The sequence below is a fragment of the Enterobacter sp. CPE_E863 genome (assembly GCF_046521465.1).
GTDB lineage: Bacteria > Pseudomonadota > Gammaproteobacteria > Enterobacterales > Enterobacteriaceae > Enterobacter > Enterobacter adelaidei.
In genome coordinates this window covers 3580205-3600625 of record NZ_JBKFZX010000001.1, presented here as the reverse complement: position 1 = coordinate 3600625, position 20421 = coordinate 3580205, and the positions used below count along the sequence as shown (strand labels likewise).

The following is a 20421-nucleotide window of genomic DNA, read 5'->3' as shown; positions in this document are numbered from 1 at the left end:
CATGGCAGTAACTTTTTCGGACGTATGCGCCGTGGTGCCGGCCGCAGGTTTTGGCCGGCGCATGCAGACAGAATGTCCCAAGCAATACCTCTCAATTGGCGATAAAACGATCCTCGAACATGCTGTGGCGGCGCTGCTGGCGCATCCACGTGTGAAGCGTGTGATCATCGCTATCAGCCCGGGCGATGCGCGCTTCGCGCAGTTACCGCTGGCAAATCATCCGCAGATTACCGTTGTCGATGGCGGTGCCGAGCGCGCCGATTCCGTGCTGGCGGGCATTCGGGCCGCCGGGGATGCACGATGGGTGCTGGTGCATGATGCCGCGCGTCCATGCCTGCATCAGGACGATCTCGCGCGCCTGCTGGCCCTGAGCGAAACAAGCAAGGTTGGCGGGATTCTCGCCGCGCCGGTGCGTGACACCATGAAACGCGCTGAGCCGGGTAAACGGACTATCGCTCACACCGTTGATCGCGTCGATTTATGGCACGCGTTGACGCCACAATTTTTCCCCCGCGAATTACTCCATGACTGCTTAACGCGTGCGCTTAAAGAAGGTGCGACCATTACGGACGAAGCCTCAGCGCTGGAGTATTGCGGTTTTCACCCTGAGCTTGTTGAAGGACGCGCTGATAATATAAAAGTGACGCGCCCTGAAGATTTACAGCTCGCGGAATTTTATCTTACCCGTTCGACCCATCAGGAGAAGGCATAATGCGAATTGGACACGGTTTTGATGTACACGCCTTTGGCGGAGAAGGCCCAATTATCATTGGCGGCGTACGCATTCCTTATGAAAAAGGGTTGCTGGCGCATTCTGATGGCGACGTGGCATTACATGCTTTAACCGATGCATTACTCGGTGCTGCTGCGCTGGGTGATATTGGCAAGCTTTTTCCTGACACGGATCCGGCCTTCAAAGGTGCGGATAGCCGTGCGTTGCTGCGTGAAGCCTGGCGTCGTATTCAGGCCAAAGGTTACACCCTGGGCAACGTCGATGTGACGATCATCGCTCAGGCACCAAAAATGTTGCCGCACATTCCTCAGATGCGCGTGTTTATTGCTGAAGATCTGGGTTGCCATATGGATGACGTCAATGTCAAAGCAACCACCACTGAGAAACTGGGCTTTACCGGCCGCGGCGAAGGGATTGCCTGTGAAGCCGTGGCGTTGCTGATGAAGGCGAACGCATGACAGACTTCGACAATCTGACATACCTCCACGGTAAACCGCAGGGGAACGGGGTGCTGAAAGCCAGCCCCGAAGACTTCCTCGTGGTCGAGGATCTGGGGTTCGCGCCCGATGGCGAAGGCGAACATATCCTGGTGCGCATTCTGAAAAATGGCTGCAATACCCGCTTTGTGGCCGATGCGCTGGCAAAATTCCTCAAAATTCATGCTCGTGAAGTGAGTTTTGCCGGCCAGAAAGATAAACACGCCGTCACTGAACAGTGGCTATGCGCACGCGTTCCCGGCAATACGATGCCTGATTTAAGCAAATTTGAGCTTGAAGGCTGTAAGGTACTGGAGTACGCCCGCCATAAACGCAAATTGCGTCTGGGCGCCTTGAAAGGTAACGATTTTACGCTGGTGCTACGCGAAATCACAAACCGCGATGACGTCGAGAAGCGTTTGGCTGCTATCAACGCCGATGGCGTGCCTAACTACTTTGGCGCTCAGCGCTTTGGTATTGGCGGCAGCAACCTGCAGGGTGCGCTGCGCTGGGCACAAAGTGATGCGCCCGTCCGTGACAGGAATAAACGCAGTTTTTGGTTGTCTGCGGCGCGTAGTGCGTTGTTTAATCAGATTGTGAGCGAAAGGCTGAAAAAACCGGACGCGAATCAAGTTGTTGTTGGCGATGCGCTACAATTAGCGGGACGCGGAAGCTGGTTTGTGGCAACGGCCGAAGAAATGGCCGATGTTCAGTCGCGCGTGGATGCCAAAACGCTGATGATTACCGCCGCGTTGCCCGGTACGGGCGAGTGGGGGACGCAGGGCGATGCGCTGGCTGCGGAGCAGTCTGCCGTTGCGAATGCACAAGAATTACAATCATTGCTGGTGCGAGAAAAAGTCGAAGCAGCACGCCGCGCGATGCTGCTCTATCCGCAGCAGTTAAGCTGGAACTGGTGGGATGACGTAACCGTCGAGTTACGCTTCTGGCTGCCGGCAGGTAGCTTTGCCACCAGTGTTGTCAGGGAACTTATCAACACATCGGGTGATTATGCGAATATTGCTGAGTAACGATGACGGGATCCACGCGCCGGGCATTCAGACCCTGGCGAAACACCTTCGCGAATTTGCGGATGTGCAGGTCGTGGCCCCCGATCGTAACCGCAGTGGAGCGTCTAACTCACTGACGCTGGAGTCGTCGCTTCGCACTTTTACCTTTGAAAATGGCGATATTGCCGTGCAGATGGGCACGCCGACAGACTGCGTATTTCTGGGCGTGAACGCGTTAATGCGACCGCGCCCGGATATCGTCGTCTCGGGTATTAACGCCGGGCCAAATCTCGGCGATGACGTGATTTACTCCGGTACCGTGGCAGCCGCAATGGAAGGACGACATCTGGGGTTCCCTGCCCTGGCGGTCTCGTTAAACGGTCACACGCATTACGACACCGCAGCCGTGGTGACCTGCTCGATCCTGCGCGCGCTCAGCCGTGAGCCGCTGCGTACCGGGCGCATCCTCAATATCAACGTGCCGGATCTCCCGCTGAATGAAATTAAAGGCATTCGCGTTACGCGATGCGGAAGCCGACATCCGGCCGAACAGGTGATCCCGCAGCAGGATCCACGTGGGAATACGCTTTACTGGATCGGTCCTCCCGGCGATAAGTGCGATGCGGGTCCTGATACCGACTTTGCCGCCGTGGATGAAGGCTATGTTTCGGTTACACCGCTGCACGTAGATTTAACCGCGTATAGCGCGCATGATGTGGTGTCGGGCTGGCTGGATCGCGCAGGAGTGAACGCGCAATGGTAAACAAACGTGTACAAACTCTTCTGGAACAACTACGCGCGCAGGGGATCCGCGACGAGCACGTGCTTGAAGCGCTCGCTCAGGTTCCGCGTGAGAAATTTGTAGACGAGGCGTTTGAACACAAAGCGTGGGAAAACGTGGCGCTGCCTATTGGGCAGGGCCAGACGATTTCGCAGCCCTACATGGTGGCGCGCATGACGGAGCTTTTGGAGCTGACTCCCGACTCCCGTGTACTGGAAATTGGCACCGGATCGGGGTATCAGACCGCCATCCTGGCGCATCTGGTTCATCATGTGTGCTCCGTTGAGCGTATTAAAGGTTTGCAGTGGCAGGCGCGTCGTCGCCTGAAACAACTTGATTTACATAATGTTTCGACACGACACGGTGATGGATGGCAGGGTTGGAAGGCTCGCGCCCCGTTTGACGCTATCATCGTGACGGCGGCCCCGCCTGAAATTCCTGCAGCCCTGTTGTCGCAGCTGGATGAGGGGGGCATTCTTGTTTTGCCTGTCGGGGACGAGCAGCAGCTTTTGAAGCGCGTTCGTCGACGTGGCGGCGAGTTTATTATCGACACCGTGGAAGCCGTGCGCTTTGTGCCTCTGGTAAAGGGGGAGTTGGCCTGAGACTCGGAATTATCCAGGGTTATTAAGGCAAATTCAGCGTATGGTGTGGCGCGAAAGAGTCGTGCCTTCACGGTAAATTTTAAGTCACTGGTAGTTAACACATTCCTGGGGGATAAATGAGCGCGGGAAGCCCTAAATTCACCATCAGCCGTGTTGCGGCATTATCACTGGTTTCGCTTTGGCTGGCAGGCTGTACAAGTTCTAACAACGCGCCTGCGCCCGTCAGTTCCGTCGGCGGAAACAGCGGCTCCGGTAGCACGTCCAGCGGAATGTTGATCACGCCGCCACCTAAAATGGGTACTGCTGCGCCGCAGCAAACACCACAAATTCAGCCTGTGCAACATCCTGTTACACAGCCAATGCAGGTTCAGCCAGTTGAACAACCTGTCCAGACCCAAAATGGCCGCATAGTTTATAACCGTCAGTATGGGAACATTCCTAAAGGCAGCTATACCGGCGGCAGTACCTATACCGTGAAACGCGGGGATACGCTGTTCTACATTGCGTGGATTACCGGGAACGATTTCCGTGACCTCGCCCAGCGTAACAACGTTCAGGCGCCGTATGGACTGGAAGTGGGCCAAACGCTTCAGGTTGGCAACGCCACAGGCAAGCCACTTACGCCAGGTAACACCGTTTCTGCGGCCGATGTGACTGCACAAAATAACAGCGTTAAGCCTGCACAAAAATCCACCACAGTGGTTGCTTCACAACCTGTAATTACGTATTCTGAGGATTCAGGTGATCAGACTGCTAACAAAATGTTGCCGAATAATAAAGGGACTGCGACTGTTGTCACAGCACCCGTGACGGCACCTGTGGTTAGCTCTACTGAACCGACTGCCAGCAGTATGACGTCCAGTTCGCCAATTTCTACATGGCGCTGGCCAACTGACGGCAAGGTTATCGAAAACTTCTCTTCCTCCGAAGGTGGAAATAAAGGGATCGATATCGCAGGGAGTAAGGGACAGGCTATCATCGCGACCGCAGATGGACGTGTTGTATATGCCGGTAACGCTCTGCGCGGTTACGGTAATCTTATTATCATCAAACATAACGATGATTACCTGAGTGCCTACGCCCATAACGACACAATGCTGGTCCGGGAACAACAAGAAGTTAAGGCGGGGCAAAAAATCGCTACTATGGGTAGCACCGGAACCAGTTCTACACGCTTGCATTTTGAAATTCGTTACAAGGGGAAATCCGTAAACCCGCTGCAGTACTTGCCGCAGCGATAATTTGACGGGGCATGCCAGCCAGGGTGTCTCGTTCAGGGATCACGGGTAGGAGCCACCTTATGAGTCAGAATACGCTGAAAGTTCATGATTTAAATGAAGACGCGGAATTTGATGAGAACGGAGTAGAGGCTTTTGACGAAAAAGCCTTAGTAGAAGAGGAACCCAGTGATAACGATTTGGCTGAAGAAGAGCTGTTATCGCAGGGTGCCACACAGCGTGTACTGGACGCGACTCAGCTTTACCTTGGGGAGATTGGTTACTCCCCACTGTTAACGGCCGAAGAAGAAGTCTATTTCGCACGTCGTGCTTTGCGTGGTGATGTTGCCTCGCGCCGTCGCATGATTGAAAGTAACTTGCGCCTGGTCGTGAAAATTGCCCGTCGTTACGGCAATCGTGGTCTGGCTCTGCTGGATCTGATTGAAGAGGGCAACTTAGGCCTCATCCGCGCAGTTGAGAAGTTTGACCCGGAACGCGGGTTCCGTTTCTCAACCTACGCGACCTGGTGGATTCGTCAGACCATCGAACGGGCTATTATGAACCAGACCCGTACGATCCGCCTGCCGATTCACATCGTCAAAGAGTTGAACGTTTATCTGCGCACCGCGCGCGAGTTGTCCCATAAACTGGACCACGAGCCAAGCGCAGAAGAAATTGCCGAACAACTCGACAAACCGGTTGATGACGTAAGCCGTATGCTGCGTCTCAACGAGCGCATTACCTCGGTTGACACCCCGCTGGGTGGCGACTCCGAAAAAGCGCTGCTGGACATCCTGGCCGATGAAAAAGACAACGGTCCGGAAGACACCACGCAGGACGATGACATGAAACAGAGCATCGTCAAATGGCTGTTCGAACTGAACGCCAAACAGCGTGAAGTGCTGGCGCGTCGTTTCGGTTTACTGGGGTATGAAGCTGCAACACTGGAAGACGTCGGCCGCGAAATTGGCCTGACCCGTGAACGTGTTCGTCAGATTCAGGTTGAAGGTCTGCGCCGCCTGCGTGAAATCCTGCAGGGGCAAGGTCTGAATATCGAAGCGCTGTTCCGCGAATAAGCAACCTTTCGTCAAAAAAAGGCCCGTCGTGAGACGGGCCTTTTTCTTTTTTTCTACGGCTGTGCTGTTTCGTGCAGCAAACGCCACGCGATCAAATCACCTTCCAGATTAAGCAGGGCGGTTGACCAGCGCACGTTGACCGGGTGATCGGGACGAGTTTGCGTCTCCCGGTAGTGAAGCACCGCTCCGTGGCTCCATGTCTGTCGAGTTGTTAATTCATCGACGACGATCTTCAGTCCGGGACGGCTTCCGCGCTGTTTTTCCAGAAAGCTGACAAGACCGTCATAGTCGATATGGGTCCCCCCAGGCGGGACCATCAAAAAATCAGGCCGGAAACGGGCGAGCAGTGCGTCAATATCACCTTCGCCATTACCTAACCAGCTTTCGAGCGCAATGTGGAGGTCGATAATCTCTTGTTCGAAAAGCGTCATGAATTCTCCTGTCGCAGTTGTGTTAGCACCTGCTTATTGTTAAGACGAAAAGCATACAGTACAGGCAATAAGGTGATGCCTGCGGCAAAAATAAACATCCCGTGCCACGCGGCGAGAGGTGTCAGATATACCTGGGCCAGGTTCAGCATCTGTGCCAGTAGCAGGGCTCCGGCAAAAAAGCTCAACTGGCGATTAAGATTCCACAGGGCGCTGGCATCCGGCATCTCTTCCCGGCGCGTCGTCAAAAAAGCACTACTCTGAGCCGTGCTGCTGCAAAGACTGCCTCCTGCTCCCATCAATACAAACGCAACGGTCGGTAACAGCGCTGTTGTGGCAGAGTTGACGCTGAGCAACAGCAAAATGCCCAGCGCCTGCAGCAGGCAACCCGTGACAATAAGTGGCCGAGGACCGATGCGGTTAAAGTAGCGGTCCGTCGCTGTGATCGCCATGAATGATGCCAGAGACCATGGCAGCATGAGCATTCCCGTTTCGGCAGGCGTCATGTTCGCTTCGTTCTGAAGATAAAACATACCCGTTACGTTCACCCCAATAAACATGCCGGGTACACATAAATAGACCAGCATGGAAAAACGCAGAAGTGGGTTCATCAGCAAAGGCAGATTTAACAGCCTGGTCGCTTTCATCGGTGGCATTTCGTGTTTCAGCCACAGGGAGGCCAACATAAACGTCACCACCGCAACGGGAAGGGTGGCAAAAAATATCCACCGCCAGCTTAGCATCTGCACCAGAACTCCCCCGATTGCAGGCGAGCAAGCGGGAGCAAGCAACGCCACCAGCATGACCGCTGAAGAAAGTCTGGCACGCTCGTGGGGCTTATACTGTTGCCAGGTCAGTGCTTGTCCGACGGGGATCAATAAGCCTCCTCCCACTCCCTGCAGTACTCGCCAGGCAATCAGGCTTCCCAGTGAGGAAGACAAGCCTGCGGCAACAGAGGTTGCGCTGAACAGTAAAAGCGAGAGCAGGATGACGCGCTTTGGCCCGATGCGGCGTGTCAGCACGGTGCTAAAAGGGATCACCAGCGTCAACCCGGCAATATACCCGTTACTGACCCAGGCTAGCGTTGAAGGCGTAGCGTTAAACGTGTGCGCTATTGCCGGAAAGGCGACACTGGCAATAAACATGTTGATCAAATCAAGAAAAAAGCCCAGTAGATAAACAACGGCGACTTTGCTGCGATACGTCATGGTGGTTCCTCCCGTGAGGTGGCGTATCGTAGCGGCCCGGGAGGTACGGATAAATGCGACAAAGCGAGATATACTGTCAAACACATTTTGACAGTAAAAAGAGTGACGATGATTAATTTACAGCGGACGGCGATGTTTGTAGCGGTAGCTGATACCGGCAGTTTCACTGCGGCAGCCGACGCTATGGGGCTGACAAAAGCCGTGGTTAGCTTCAATATCCGCCAGCTCGAAGCTGAGCTGGGCGTCACCCTGTTGCTGCGTTCCACCCGACGTCTGACCTTAACCGAGGCAGGTGCGCTTTTTCATCAACGCAGCGTCGCGCTTCTGAAGGATGCAGAGCAATTGCAGGACGATGTACGCGCGAATCATGGGGGGCTCACGGGGGAATTGCGGATCACGACCACACCGGAGTATGGCTCAAGGGTCGTGGTTCCTTTGCTGGCCAGGTTTAGCCAGCAGCATCCTGATCTTCGCGTAAGACATGTTTCGTCGTCGCTGCATGCCGACCTAATTTCAGAGCGCTTTGATGTCGCCATCCGGCTGGGGACGCTCGCCGACTCGCGCTATCACGCAGCTGCGATCTCGCACTTCTCCATCCTGCCCGTCGCGACGCCCGAGTGGCTGGCGAAAAATCCAATTGAATCGCTGGAACATCTGGCACAAGCTGACTGGCTCGTTCACGAGCGTCTGGCCTCGCCGTTGCACTGGCAGGTAAAAGATGCCAGCGGTGCATCAGAGACGCTGGAGATTAAAAAAGCACCGCGTTTGTTTGCGGACAGTGCGCAGGCGCTAATGGCCTTTGCTCTTGCAGGAAGTGGTGTGGCGTTACTACCGGAATGGCTGGTGCGTGAGGCACTGGATGCGCGAAATCTGGTGTCGGTTTTACCGGGATACACCTTTGCGAGGCAGGGCATCTACGCGGTTTATCCTGATGCCCGGCATGTACCCGCAAAAGTGCGCAGCTTTATCGATTTTATGCGCACCAGCGTGAATTAATCGTGCATCATCTTTTTGATGAGCGCAGAGAACTGCTCCCGCTCGGCCTTGTTTAGACGTCCTAAAAACGCCTCATCCACCTCATTGCCAACCGGTTTACAGCCTGCAAGCAGGGCTTCTCCTTCTGGCGTCAGGAAGACAAACCGGCGGCGCTTATCCGCAGGATCGAGTTCACGTTTGACCAGCCCGCGCGCCTCCATGCGGCTTAGCATTTCTGCCAGCGTCGCTTTTGTGCTAACCGCGACTTCGGTCAATGCCACCTGTTCAATGCCAGGATGCTCGGCAATTGAGCGCATGACCGCATACTGCGGCTTGGTCAGTTCCGGCAAGGCGTGCTGCCACTGCGCGGTATGCTGTTGAAAAAGCTGACGTAACAGGTGGAACGCCTCTTTTCTTAGTTCCATGAACACTCCGACGGAAAAAATCTCCCACTATGATAGCCGCTATTGCTCCGGATTTTAACGCGGCATTTTTTAGCGATTCGTGTGATCGTGTACGAACGATCTTGTCAGGAAAATGGTTCGGGAGTAGTTTAGTTTTAATGTTCGTGTACGAACAAAACAATTGAGGTGCTGAATGAGATTGATCGTGGGAATGACAGGGGCGACAGGCGCTCCGCTGGGCGTGGCGCTACTCCAGGCCTTGCGGGAGATTCCGGAGGTGGAGACCCACCTGGTTATGTCGAAGTGGGCAAAAACCACCATTGAGCTGGAAACGCCTTACACCGCGCAGGACGTTGCTGCTCTGGCTGACGTTGTCCACAGTCCGGCTGACCAGGCCGCCACCATCTCATCCGGCTCATTTCGCACCGACGGCATGATCGTCATTCCCTGCAGCATGAAAACGCTGGCGGGGATCCGCGCAGGCTACGCCGAAGGGCTGGTGGGACGCGCGGCGGATGTGGTGCTGAAAGAGGGGCGTAAGCTGGTGCTGGTTCCCCGTGAAACGCCGCTCAGCACCGTTCATCTGGAGAATATGCTTGCGCTTTCCCGCATGGGCGTGGCGATGGTGCCGCCCATGCCTGCGTATTACAACCACCCGCAAACCGCCGATGACATTACCCAGCATATTGTGACCCGCGCGCTTGACCAGTTTGGTCTGGAGCATAAAAAGGCACGCCGCTGGAACGGGTTGCAGGAGGCGAAACATTTTTCACAGGAGAATAAAGATGGCATTTGATGATTTGAGAAGCTTCCTGCAGGCGCTCGATGAGCAAGGGCAACTGCTGAAAATTGAGGAAGAGGTAAACGCCGAGCCGGATCTGGCTGCGGCAGCCAACGCAACGGGACGTATTGGCGACGGTGCCCCCGCGCTGTGGTTCGACAAGATTCGCGGGTTTACCGATGCCCGTGTCGTGATGAATACGATTGGCTCCTGGCAGAATCACGCCATTTCGATGGGGCTGCCTGCGAACACCCCGGTCAAAAAACAGATCGACGAGTTTATCCGCCGCTGGGATAAATTCCCCGTCACACCGGAGCGCCGCGCTAACCCGGCCTGGGCGCAGAATACGGTGGACGGTGAAGACATTAACCTGTTCGACATTCTGCCGCTGTTTCGCCTGAACGACGGTGACGGTGGTTTTTATCTTGATAAAGCCTGCGTTGTCTCGCGCGATCCGCTGGACCCCGATCATTTTGGCAAGCAAAACGTCGGTATTTACCGCATGGAAGTGAAGGGCAAGCGCAAGCTGGGCCTGCAGCCGGTACCGATGCACGACATTGCTCTGCATCTGCACAAAGCGGAAGAGCGCGGGGAAGATCTGCCAATTGCGATTACGCTGGGCAACGACCCGATCATCACCCTGATGGGCGCCACGCCGCTGAAATACGATCAGTCCGAGTATGAAATGGCCGGCGCGCTGCGTGAAAGCCCGTATCCCATTGCTACCGCACCGCTGACCGGTTTCGACGTGCCGTGGGGGTCAGAAGTGATCCTCGAAGGGGTGATCGAAGGCCGCAAGCGTGAGATAGAAGGGCCGTTTGGTGAGTTTACCGGACACTATTCCGGTGGCCGTAACATGACAGTGGTGCGTATTGATAAAGTTTCATACCGCACCAAACCGATTTTCGAATCCCTCTACCTCGGCATGCCGTGGACCGAGATTGACTATCTGATGGGGCCAGCCACCTGCGTGCCGCTCTACCAGCAGCTAAAAGCGGAATTCCCGGAAGTGCAGGCGGTGAACGCGATGTACACCCACGGTCTGTTGGCGATTATCTCTACTAAAAAACGCTACGGCGGTTTTGCTCGTGCGGTTGGTTTACGTGCCATGACCACGCCGCACGGTCTGGGCTACGTGAAAATGGTCATTATGGTGGATGAGGATGTCGATCCGTTCAACCTGCCACAGGTGATGTGGGCGCTGTCATCGAAAGTGAACCCGGCCGGTGATCTGGTGCAGTTGCCGAACATGTCAGTGCTTGAACTTGACCCTGGTTCGAGCCCGGCGGGTATTACCGACAAGCTGATTATTGATGCTACGACGCCAGTTGCACCGGACACCCGTGGCCACTACAGCCAGCCGGTACAGGATTTACCTGAAACTAAAGCCTGGGCGGAAAAACTGACCGCGATGCTGGCTGCACGTCAATAAGGAGGAAAAGATGATTTGTCCACGTTGTGCCGATGAACACATTGAAGTAATGGCGACATCTCCCGTGAAAGGGGTCTGGACTGTGTATCAGTGCCAGCATTGCCTGTATACCTGGCGTGATACTGAACCGCTGCGCCGTACCAGTCGGGATCACTATCCAGAAGCATTTCGCATGACGCAGAAGGATATTGACGAGGCACCACAGGTGCCGACCATTCCGCCGTTGCTGTAAAAAAAAGCCCGGTGGCGCTGCGCTTACCGGGCTTACGGGTTGTGTAGGCCGGGTAAGGCGAAGCCGCCACCCGGCAAAAAACTACACTAAACTCTTCAGCCGATAAATCCACTCCAGCGCCTGACGCGGCGTCAGGGAATCCGGGTCGAGGTTTTCCAGGGCTTCTACTGCTGGCGACGTCTCTTCCGCTGGTGCTAACAGCGACATCTGTGTGCCATCAATCTGCGTTGCAGCCGCATTCGGTGAGAGGCTTTCCAGCTCACGCAGTTTCTGACGCGCGCGTTTAATCACCTCTTTAGGAACACCCGCCAGCGCTGCGACGGCCAGGCCATAGCTCTTGCTCGCCGCGCCATCCTGCACCGTGTGCATAAAGGCGATAGTGTCGCCGTGTTCCAGCGCATCAAGGTGGACATTAGCAACCCCTTCCATTTTCTCCGGCAACTGTGTCAGCTCGAAATAGTGGGTTGCGAACAGGGTCATTGCCTTGATCTTATTCGCCAGACTTTCAGCACAGGCCCATGCCAGTGACAGACCATCATAGGTTGATGTTCCGCGTCCGACTTCGTCCATCAGCACCAGGCTGTGTTCCGTCGCGTTATGCAGAATGTTAGCCGTTTCGGTCATTTCAACCATGAAGGTTGAGCGGCCGCTAGCCAGATCGTCCGCTGCGCCCACGCGGGTAAAGATGCGGTCGATGGGGCCAATCTCCACGTTTTGCGCCGGGACGTAGCTGCCGATGTAAGCGAGCAGCGCGATCAGCGCTGTCTGGCGCATGTAGGTACTCTTACCGCCCATGTTCGGGCCGGTAATGATCAGCATCCTTCTCTGCGGTGACAGGTTCAGGGGGTTAGCGATGAACGGTTCGTTCAGCACCTGCTCTACCACCGGGTGACGACCTTCGGTAATGCGAATGCCGGGTTTGTCGGTAAAAGTCGGGCAGGTATAGTTCAGCGTTTCAGCGCGTTCCGCCAGATTCACCAGCACGTCCAGTTCCGCCAGCGCGCTGGCGCTCAGTTGCAGGTCGGCCAGGTGCGGAATCAGCATGTCAAACAGCTCGTCATACAGCTGTTTTTCCAGAGCCAGCGCTTTGCCTTTCGAGGTGAGAACTTTGTCCTCGTACTCTTTCAGCTCAGGAATAATGTAGCGTTCAGCATTTTTCAACGTCTGACGACGCACGTAGTGAATCGGTGCCAGGTGGCTCTGCCCGCGGCTAATCTGAATGTAATAACCATGTACTGCGTTATAGCCCACTTTCAGGGTGTCGAGCCCAAGTCGCTCGCGCTCACGGATTTCCAGCTTATCAAGGTAGTCTGTTGCGCCGTCGGCCAGCGCGCGCCATTCGTCCAGCTCCTCGTTGTAGCCTGGGGCAATCACGCCACCATCACGCACCAGAACCGGAGGCGCATCGATAATAGCGCGCTCCAGCAGTTCGCGAAGCTCGGTAAATTCGCCCATGGTTTCGCGGAGTTTCTGAACGGGGGCGCTGTCTACGTCGCTTAACTGAGTACGCAGTTCCGGCAGCTGCTGAAAAGCATGACGCATCCGCGCAAGATCGCGTGGGCGCGCTGTCCGCAGAGCCAGACGGGCCAGGATACGTTCCAGATCGCCTACTTGGCGCAGGACCGGCTGCAGCTCGGTATAACGATCCTGCAACGCAGCAATCGTCTGCTGACGGCAAACCAGCGTATCGGTATCCCGAATCGGCATATGCAGCCAACGTTTAAGCATACGGCTGCCCATCGGCGTCACCGTACTGTCGAGGACCGAGGCGAGCGTATTCTCGACGCCACCCGCCAGGTTCTGGGTGATCTCCAGGTTACGGCGCGTAGCGGCATCCATGATGATGCTGTCCTGCTGGCGCTCCATCGTGATAGAGCGGATATGCGGCAGGGCGGTGCGCTGGGTGTCTTTCACGTACTGCAGAAGACAACCTGCTGCGCACAGTCCGCGCGGGGCGTTTTCGACGCCAAAGCCAATCAGATCGCGGGTGCCGAACTGGAGATTCAGTTGCTGACGCGCGGTATCAATTTCGAACTCCCAAAGCGGACGGCGGCGCAATCCACGACGGCCTTCGATAAGCGCCATTTCGGCGAAATCCTCGGCATAGAGTAATTCTGCCGGGTTGGTGCGCTGCAATTCGGCAGCCATCGTTTCACGGTCAGCCGGTTCACTCAGACGAAAACGTCCGGAGCTGATGTCGAGCGTCGCGTAGCCAAACCCTTTGCTGTCCTGCCAGAGTGCCGCCAGCAGGTTATCCTGACGCTCCTGCAGCAGGGCTTCATCACTGATGGTACCTGGCGTGACGATGCGTACAACTTTGCGCTCAACCGGACCTTTAGAGGTCGCCGGGTCGCCGATCTGTTCGCAGATAGCGACGGACTCGCCCTGATTCACCAGTTTGGCCAGGTAGTTTTCTACCGCGTGATGCGGGATACCTGCCATTGGGATTGGCTCACCTGCCGAGGCGCCACGTTTGGTCAGAGAGATGTCGAGCAACTGCGATGCACGCTTAGCATCGTCATAAAACAGCTCGTAAAAATCGCCCATGCGGTAAAACAGCAGGATTTCCGGATGCTGTGCCTTCAGCTTCAGATACTGCTGCATCATGGGGGTATGGATAGAGGAGTCCTTATCAATGTCTTCATTCATATTGATTTTACTCATTTTTTAATTCTTTCAAGTGCTCATATGGCCCCAGGTAAAACCCCTTTAAACCCACATAAACCCATAAATTTGTAGCTCACTTGTAGCCCAAAGCGTGATAGATTGGTTGTACTCCTTCTTTGGGTTACAAATGGTGGTGATACTTTGAAAACAACTCTCAATCAGGCTTTTATTATCAACAAGTTAAGTATTAATGTTAAGCCTGAGCTCAGTAGCTCTGGAAAAGTCGTTTTCGAAGCCAACCCTGACCAAAAACCTTACATAGTTTTTGACGATCATCGAGATTCACCCGTTGGCTTCGGTGTGAAGGTCAGTTTGACGAAAAAAACCTATGTAATCCAGCGAAGAGTAGCCTCTTCAGATCGTAATGTCAGTGAGGGTAAGAAGCCAAGCTCTGTCTTGAAAGTAAAGGTTGGGAATGTGTCCGATTTTCCGAGTATCGATCAAGCCCGTGAGGCAGCTCGGCAGTTGGTTCAGACAATGATTGCAACAAAGAGAAATCCCAACAAGATTAAAAGGGAACTCGATCTGGCTGAATTGACCGTGAGTGAAGCTTTTGCCCAATACAGGAGTCACTTACTTGGCAGAACCAAACCTGCTAAACCAAACACTCTTAATGTGTTAGACAAAGCTGAGAATCGGTTGAAAGAATGGCAAAACCTTCGAATCAAGGATCTTACTGGTAATGAAATCCTTCGAAAGTTTGACGAGATTGCTTCAAGAGCCAGAACAGCAGCAGAACAGACTTTTAGGTGGGCCAATGTTGCTGTAAAACACGCAATCGAGATTGAAGCTGGGAATGCTCAGACCCAGCAACGACAACCTTCGTTGTCCTATAATCCTTTTTCAATTTTAAAGGTACAGAAGAAGTTCAGAACACGATCTGAGCTGGAAGATAGCTATCGTGCCAAGGGCGTACGAAATCCATTGTCCCCCAAAGATACTTTGGGACGGTTTCTAGCTGCATTACACAATAAGAGAGGTTTTAATCGTTTGGGTTGTGATTATCTGTTGCTGACCATTTTGACAGGAGCCAGGAAAGAAGAGACAGCAACACTGTGCTGGCGAGAGGCCCTGACAGAAGAGGAAGTCAGAACGACAAGCTATGTCGATCTCGAAAACCGGGTTATTCGCTTTTACGACACGAAAAATCGTAACGACCATGAGCTTCCAATCTGTGATGCTACAAAGCGAATTCTGGAAGACCGACGAGATATCGTCAACGATACCGAAATACGGGCAGATAAACGCAAATGGGTTTTTCCGGCTCGTTCATCACGAAGCAAGGTTGGACATTATTCTGACAGTAAAAGCTTGCGCGAGTATATCTGTCAGGAAGCTGGAATAATGAAGCTGGGAATGCACGATCTGCGAAGAACTTTTGGCCGTGTTGCAGAAGAACTAACTTCGTATGCAGTGGTGAAAAGATTGCTTAACCACCGTAATACCACGGACCCTACTGAAAGATATGCTGAGCCTGATAACGAGCGAGTTTTTGAGGCACTTCAACGGATTGAGCTTCATATGCTGATGACAGTACCTGAGTTGTATAATACACTTTTGGCTTCGGCGAAATATCAACCATTGCCAACAAATTAGGGGGACAGGGAATGAGTGCAATCGATACTTTAAGGGAATATGCTGAAGTATGGCGGCTATTTGGTAGTATGCCAGATGATGCAACCCTGAGTGCTGAAGTTTCGGCCCTTTACCTTGGTGTAAGTGTCAAAACATTGGCTCGTTATCGCCAGACTGGTAATGGCCCTGCTTATATCCAATACCAGGCTGAAGATAGCAAAGCAAGAAATCAACGCGTAAATTATCTGTTGGGTGATTTAAAAACCTGGCGGGATAATCATAAAGTGAACAGCACAATGGAAGCAGCACAGGTCCGTGGGTTGGCTTTTGCTTCTTTGGCTGATTTTACCAAGCCAGAGCCTTTCTGGACTATTGATAATAAAATTTATTCTCATGCCCTTACTGTATCTGACGAAGTATTCAAGGAGCTATTAAATACCTCTCGCGCAGAAGTTATTTGGATCTCTCTTGAGAAAGTGTTGTTTGAGAACTGGCATGCTTCGAGAGAGCGCCAGAAATGGAATGACGTTTTTGTTAGTGTACTAAGTGGGATGGTTAAATCATGTGAAATTGAACAAGAACGTCATATACTTAATGATATTTTATGATTAATTTCATTCCCAATATAAAATTAAATTTATATTGGGAAATAGTCATTTGCGGAAGTATAAATTGTTCAACAGCATTATTTATTATTTTAATCAAATGGAATGCCGTCTGTAGGATATCTTCTTTTGGGATTTCTAACCGGCTTTGTTTTACTCCCTGCACGATAAAAGTTAAACGAATTGGCAAAGTCTTCTGTCTCCAGTCTGGACTTTCTAAATTTATCCATCAGATCTTCATTGAAACGACGAGGGATTCCTTTAACACACAAGTTTGAATTAAGGTATACTTGGTTATCTATGGCGTCACGAATAAGTATTTTTCTCTCAAATAACTCTTTGAATGCGCGTGAGACATTTGATTTATTCAGCCCAAGATCTTTGGCTATACGTGACTGTGAAAAATCAGGGATAATATTTCCATAATCAATTACTGAGAAGAGATAAAGCACAATTCTAAACGCTGTGGGCGTCAAATCCATCCTGGCGAGTGTGGCCATATTGCCTTTGAATATCATTGAGAAATCGTCTCTGAATGACGTTTTTTTATAGCTATTTGCTTTAATCTTTATTTCTTCCAGATCTTCGGGCATAACCTCTAATGCTTCTGCAATAATGGACTTTTGTTCTTTAGTTAATACAACGCTTGTGATTGACATGATGGCTCCTTTTTTATTGTTGTGATTACATATATGGCACATTTAATTTATTTGTCAACTTGGTTGGTAGTATTATTTAATTGTATTTACTTTGAGATTTTACGGTTTTTATTTAGTGGGAGATGGTTGGTTATCAAATTTAAAACAAGGGGTGCTAAATTTCACCATCACCTGTTATGTAATTAATGATTTTTGGTTCTGAAATTAATAACGGCAGGGTTTGTTTAATTATTTGATTTTATTGGTTAATTTTCAATTGTGTTCTGCAAGATAAAAGAGTGATAAAGAAATAAGAAACCACAGTTTTGCATTAGAACGATACTCAAGGCCTTGGTGTACCTGATGAAAACACTTTTATTATTGTTTTTCTTACATAATATCATTTCTTAAGTGAAGCCTGCGCAACTGTGTGTTGCGCCATTGGGCTTCAGAACATTACTACAGTATTTTCTGTAAGTATAAATACGCTTCGCGCACGAGTTCATAGACCTGAGGTTAACTGTCATTACAAATACGCTTCGCGCAAAAAATCAGGAGGCTGAGTTGATCGGGAAAGCGAACACAGATACATGATTTGCCCATTTGCTGAGTACGGCTCACGCCGGGACCCTTCGGAATAACCCTTTCTGCTTCAGCGAGTGAGTGCTGTGGGCACTCAGCGGCGCTGCCAGGGAAACAAAATTATGGTTTTCACCGGTTTGGTAAAAATAATTAACATTTATCGGTAGTCGGGGCGTAAGCCAGTGCGTAGCACGCTCTCAAAAATATTCCTGTGGTTTTTATCTGAAATATGGAAATGACTCAGATAATTGAAATATGAAATAGTAATGCAATCTGGAGGACTCAATATCTCCACAGTGAAAGCTGTTTTAAGTGAGAATAGAATAAATATTGTTTTATAAAAATATTTTTAAATTACTATTGATTTTATTTTTGAAGATGATAGTACTTAATTATAAAAACAAAAAATGGAGAAAATTATGAGTGCTATTGATGTTTTATCTCAGGAGGAAAAGTTTATACATGTTGTTGATAAATTTATAACCCATCATCACAACAGCGTTAAGGAAGGTGCGAATAAGCAGGTCATTTCTTCCCAAGCTGACTCGCTGATTAAAATTTCGCGGATCTGGGCCGATTTTTTTCCCGCAAACACATCGAATCAGCCTATTTAGGCTATTTTTTCCACCATTTCTGGCGTTATTTCCGGTTTTTACTGAGATCTCTCCCACTGACGTATCATTTGGTCCACCCGAAACAGGTTGGCCAGGGTGAATAACATCGCCAGTTGGTTATCGTTTTTCAGCAGCCCCTTGTATCTGGCTTTCACGAAGCCGAACTGCCGCTTGATGATGCGAAACGGGTGCTCCACCCTGGCACGGATGCTGGCTTTCATGTATTCGATGTTGATGGCCGTTTTGTTCTTGCGCGGATGCTGCTTCAAGGTTTTTACCTTGCCGGGACGCTCGGCGATCAGCCAGTCCATCCACCTCGGCCAGCTCCTCGCGCTGTGGCGCTCCCTGGTAGCCGGCATCGGCTGAGACAAATTGCTCCTCTCCATGAAGCAGATTACCCAGCTGATTGAGGTCATGCTCGTTGGCCGCGGTGGTGACCAGGCTGTGGGTCAGGCCACTCTTGGCATCGACACCAATGTGGGCCTTCATGCCAAAGTGCCACTGATTGCCTTTCTTGGTCTGATGCATCTCCGGATCGCGTTGCTGCTCTTTGTTCTTGGTAGAGCTGGGTGCCTCAATGATGGTGGCATCCACCAAAGTGCCTTGGGTCATCATGACGCCTGCTTCGGCCAGCCAGCGATTGATGGTCTTGAACAATTGACGGGCCAGTTGATGCTGCTCGAGCAGGTGGCGGAAATTCATGATGGTGGTGCGATCCGGCAGGGCGCTATCCAGGGATAATCGGGCAAACAGGCGCATGGAGGCGATTTCGTACAGGGCATCTTCCATGGCACCGTCGCTCAGGTTGTACCAATGCTGCATGCAGTGAATACGCAGCATGGTCTCCAGCGGATAGGGCCGTCGGCCATTGCCCGCCTTGGGATAAAACGGCTCGATGACAGCGGTCATATTCTGCCATGGCAGAATCTGCTCCATGCGGGAGAGGAAAATCTCTTTTCGGGTCTGACGGCGCTTAGTGCTGAATTCACTATCGGCGAAGGTGAGTTGATGGCTCATGATGTCCCTCTGGGATGCGCTCCGGATGAATATGATGATCTCATATCAGGAACTTGTTCGCACCTTCCTTAGATAAACCTGGCAGTTATCAGAGATAGTAAAGTTAAGGTTTTTCTTCTGAAGCAAATCCATTATCTGCAGACTTTCGCTGTTGAGGTAGTTGAAAATTACTGGACTGCTATCCTTCATACTAATATGACGAATGAGCATTTTGGCTTTGAAATCGCCTAATGAATAGCAAATTTCAAAAATACCGTGACCCTGGTTATCTCTGTGGTTTATATCGCAACCGGCCTGTACCATCAAATCAAAGATAGAGTGATTTTTTACGTAAAAAAGTATTGTTCTTCCGCATTTATCCACATTGTTGACATTAATTCCAGCATTGATCAGGGTTTTGCAACAGGATATATTATCAGCTAACGAGCATAAACAGGTTTGGCCGAGACCATTTTTGTGGTGTATATCTACGCCGGAATCAATCAATTTTTTCAGTATGTGAGGATTTCGCTGGTTAAACAAAACATTGTGACCATAGTTGTCAGCATGGTTAAAATCTATTCCTGCTTTAACCAGAGTGTCAATCATTCTTGGGTTTTTACAGTAAAACAGTATATTTCTTCCAAACGAATCCAGTGTATTAATATCGGAGCCTGCATTAATGCAAGCCTGAATGTCTTTTGGAGTTTTACAAGAGAGTAATGCATTTATTGCGTTGTTATTCATAATTTTTCTCCTCTGTTAAGCGACTAATCTGATATAGTTGTCATGGTTGGTTTTATATTCCTTTATTTTTTTAATGTCTTCGTAAATTCGAGCGAGTGAAAACCATGAGATCTCTTTCAACATGTTTTTGTTGCTTACATACAAAATGTTACCACCGCGAAATGAAAAAGCATTATGGAATGTACTTTCATTCGTCGTTTTGAGAAATCGTATGAAATTTTTTATTGTCTCTTTTTTGTTCATGTTATAAGAGGTGAATGTATAGATAGAGAATACGGTTAAAATATTTCTCCTCGAGACCATATGTCTTGAGAAATAATCGAAATAAAATCTTTGCTCCTGAGTGTCACTTTTGCAGAAAAAAGAAAATTGTGGATTATATAATCTATAAAGATCTGCGTTCTTTTTTGTTTTGGCGAGATAGTTAGTCAGGCTTGGATAGTTTGTTTTATTCATTTTAGTTCTCCTTTATTTAATTAACAAAGGAAATATATATTATTAAATAAACAAAATGCAAATATATTTTTATATTTATTTAATTAAATAGATATATTTTTATTATATTTCATATAAGGTGTTGTTTTTCATTGTTATATTATTTTTATCAAAAAGTGCTGTGTTTTATTTGATTGATTTGGTTTGAGA

The 20421-nt window shown here is 50.8% G+C and carries 22 protein-coding genes and 1 pseudogene; 13 read left to right on the top strand and 10 right to left on the bottom strand.

All coding sequences use genetic code 11. The features are described 5' to 3' along the window. Window position 1 precedes the first annotated feature (1 nt). From ispD to rpoS, 7 genes are all read left to right on the top strand, one after another. Window positions 2–712 carry a 2-C-methyl-D-erythritol 4-phosphate cytidylyltransferase gene (gene ispD / locus ACLHV8_RS17720; RefSeq protein ID WP_208594084.1) on the top strand — a complete coding sequence of 237 codons (711 nt, stop codon included), beginning with the start codon at window positions 2–4 and terminating at the stop codon, window positions 710–712. Further along, the gene (gene ispF, locus ACLHV8_RS17715; protein WP_028016862.1) at window positions 712–1191 is read left to right on the top strand and encodes a 2-C-methyl-D-erythritol 2,4-cyclodiphosphate synthase; all 480 of its coding nucleotides are present in this window, start codon (window positions 712–714) and stop codon (window positions 1189–1191) included. The genes ispD and ispF overlap by 1 nt, the downstream gene beginning before the upstream one ends. Next, window positions 1188–2237 carry a tRNA pseudouridine(13) synthase TruD gene (gene truD / locus ACLHV8_RS17710; protein ID WP_028016861.1) on the top strand — a complete coding sequence of 350 codons (1050 nt, stop codon included), beginning with the start codon at window positions 1188–1190 and terminating at the stop codon, window positions 2235–2237. Before ispF ends, truD begins: the two co-directional genes overlap by 4 nt. After that, entirely contained in the window at window positions 2218–2979 is a 762-nt protein-coding gene (gene surE / locus ACLHV8_RS17705) for a 5'/3'-nucleotidase SurE (protein WP_208594086.1), read from the top strand. Before truD ends, surE begins: the two co-directional genes overlap by 20 nt. After that, window positions 2973–3599, top strand: a complete 627-nt coding sequence (locus ACLHV8_RS17700) for a protein-L-isoaspartate(D-aspartate) O-methyltransferase (RefSeq protein WP_023333224.1) — start codon at window positions 2973–2975, stop codon at window positions 3597–3599. Before surE ends, ACLHV8_RS17700 begins: the two co-directional genes overlap by 7 nt. A 116-nt stretch (window positions 3600–3715) precedes the next feature. After that, a complete protein-coding gene (gene nlpD, locus ACLHV8_RS17695; protein WP_028016859.1) occupies window positions 3716–4840 on the top strand; it encodes a murein hydrolase activator NlpD in 1125 nt (374 codons plus the stop codon). A 59-nt stretch (window positions 4841–4899) separates the two neighbouring features. Next, window positions 4900–5892: an RNA polymerase sigma factor RpoS gene (gene rpoS, locus ACLHV8_RS17690; RefSeq protein WP_008499600.1), complete on the top strand. Its 993-nt coding sequence runs from the start codon at window positions 4900–4902 to the stop codon at window positions 5890–5892. Window positions 5893–5945: 53 nt separating this feature from the next. Here the strand turns inward: rpoS and ACLHV8_RS17685 are convergent, their stop codons facing one another. Beyond that, on the bottom strand, window positions 5946–6323 hold the full coding sequence (locus ACLHV8_RS17685) for a DUF4440 domain-containing protein (RefSeq protein ID WP_128347327.1): 378 nt from the start codon (window positions 6321–6323) through the stop codon (window positions 5946–5948). Continuing rightward, entirely contained in the window at window positions 6320–7528 is a 1209-nt protein-coding gene (locus ACLHV8_RS17680; RefSeq protein ID WP_208594087.1) for an MFS transporter, read from the bottom strand. The genes ACLHV8_RS17685 and ACLHV8_RS17680 overlap by 4 nt, the downstream gene beginning before the upstream one ends. A gap of 108 nt (window positions 7529–7636) precedes the next feature. On the opposite strand from ACLHV8_RS17680, the gene ACLHV8_RS17675 reads away from it, so the two are divergent. Continuing rightward, entirely contained in the window at window positions 7637–8524 is an 888-nt protein-coding gene (locus ACLHV8_RS17675; RefSeq protein WP_134707871.1) for a LysR family transcriptional regulator, read from the top strand. On the opposite strand, the gene ACLHV8_RS17670 is transcribed toward ACLHV8_RS17675, so the two are convergent. Beyond that, window positions 8521–8928, bottom strand: coding sequence for a MarR family winged helix-turn-helix transcriptional regulator (locus tag ACLHV8_RS17670; RefSeq protein ID WP_028016855.1), 408 nt, complete (start codon window positions 8926–8928; stop codon window positions 8521–8523). The two genes, ACLHV8_RS17675 and ACLHV8_RS17670, sit on opposite strands and share 4 nt — an antisense overlap. 172 nt (window positions 8929–9100) lie before the next feature. Between ACLHV8_RS17670 and ACLHV8_RS17665 the strand changes: the two genes are divergently transcribed. From ACLHV8_RS17665 to ACLHV8_RS17655, 3 genes are read left to right on the top strand one after another with little or no spacing between them, the layout of a single operon-like run. Next, window positions 9101–9703, top strand: a complete 603-nt coding sequence (locus tag ACLHV8_RS17665; protein WP_028016854.1) for a non-oxidative hydroxyarylic acid decarboxylases subunit B — start codon at window positions 9101–9103, stop codon at window positions 9701–9703. Further along, complete coding sequence (locus ACLHV8_RS17660) at window positions 9693–11120, top strand: non-oxidative hydroxyarylic acid decarboxylases subunit C (RefSeq protein ID WP_208594088.1); 1428 nt, start codon at window positions 9693–9695, stop codon at window positions 11118–11120. Before ACLHV8_RS17665 ends, ACLHV8_RS17660 begins: the two co-directional genes overlap by 11 nt. A 10-nt stretch (window positions 11121–11130) precedes the next feature. Next, on the top strand, window positions 11131–11352 hold the full coding sequence (locus ACLHV8_RS17655) for a non-oxidative hydroxyarylic acid decarboxylases subunit D (protein WP_028016852.1): 222 nt from the start codon (window positions 11131–11133) through the stop codon (window positions 11350–11352). 81 nt (window positions 11353–11433) lie between these two features. Here the strand turns inward: ACLHV8_RS17655 and mutS are convergent, their stop codons facing one another. After that, window positions 11434–14001: a DNA mismatch repair protein MutS gene (mutS, locus tag ACLHV8_RS17650; RefSeq protein ID WP_410377049.1), complete on the bottom strand. Its 2568-nt coding sequence runs from the start codon at window positions 13999–14001 to the stop codon at window positions 11434–11436. A gap of 159 nt (window positions 14002–14160) precedes the next feature. Here mutS and ACLHV8_RS17645 point away from each other — a divergent pair, with 159 nt between their 5' ends. Next, on the top strand, window positions 14161–15615 hold the full coding sequence (locus ACLHV8_RS17645; protein WP_001530776.1) for a tyrosine-type recombinase/integrase: 1455 nt from the start codon (window positions 14161–14163) through the stop codon (window positions 15613–15615). An 11-nt stretch (window positions 15616–15626) separates the two neighbouring features. After that, window positions 15627–16202 carry a hypothetical protein gene (locus ACLHV8_RS17640; protein WP_004114867.1) on the top strand — a complete coding sequence of 192 codons (576 nt, stop codon included), beginning with the start codon at window positions 15627–15629 and terminating at the stop codon, window positions 16200–16202. Window positions 16203–16291: 89 nt separating this feature from the next. Here the strand turns inward: ACLHV8_RS17640 and ACLHV8_RS17635 are convergent, their stop codons facing one another. From ACLHV8_RS17635 to ACLHV8_RS17610, 6 genes and pseudogenes are all read right to left on the bottom strand, one after another. Then, a complete protein-coding gene (locus tag ACLHV8_RS17635) occupies window positions 16292–16858 on the bottom strand; it encodes a helix-turn-helix domain-containing protein (protein ID WP_126287192.1) in 567 nt (188 codons plus the stop codon). Between the two features lie 998 nt (window positions 16859–17856). Beyond that, window positions 17857–18090: a hypothetical protein gene (locus ACLHV8_RS17630; RefSeq protein ID WP_410377002.1), complete on the bottom strand. Its 234-nt coding sequence runs from the start codon at window positions 18088–18090 to the stop codon at window positions 17857–17859. Further along, entirely contained in the window at window positions 18072–18344 is a 273-nt protein-coding gene (locus ACLHV8_RS17625) for an IS5/IS1182 family transposase (protein ID WP_004152052.1), read from the bottom strand. The genes ACLHV8_RS17630 and ACLHV8_RS17625 overlap by 19 nt, the downstream gene beginning before the upstream one ends. Continuing rightward, a pseudogene (locus ACLHV8_RS17620) lies at window positions 18337–18942 on the bottom strand (IS5-like element ISKpn26 family transposase); the annotation flags it as partial. The pseudogene ACLHV8_RS17620 and the gene ACLHV8_RS17625, both read right to left, overlap by 8 nt. Window positions 18943–19095: 153 nt before the next feature. Beyond that, window positions 19096–19776 (bottom strand): ankyrin repeat domain-containing protein, encoded by a 681-nt coding sequence (locus tag ACLHV8_RS17615; RefSeq protein WP_410377001.1) that lies wholly within the window; start codon window positions 19774–19776, stop codon window positions 19096–19098. 15 nt (window positions 19777–19791) lie between these two features. Further along, complete coding sequence (locus tag ACLHV8_RS17610) at window positions 19792–20232, bottom strand: hypothetical protein (RefSeq protein ID WP_410377000.1); 441 nt, start codon at window positions 20230–20232, stop codon at window positions 19792–19794. Window positions 20233–20421 lie beyond the last annotated feature (189 nt).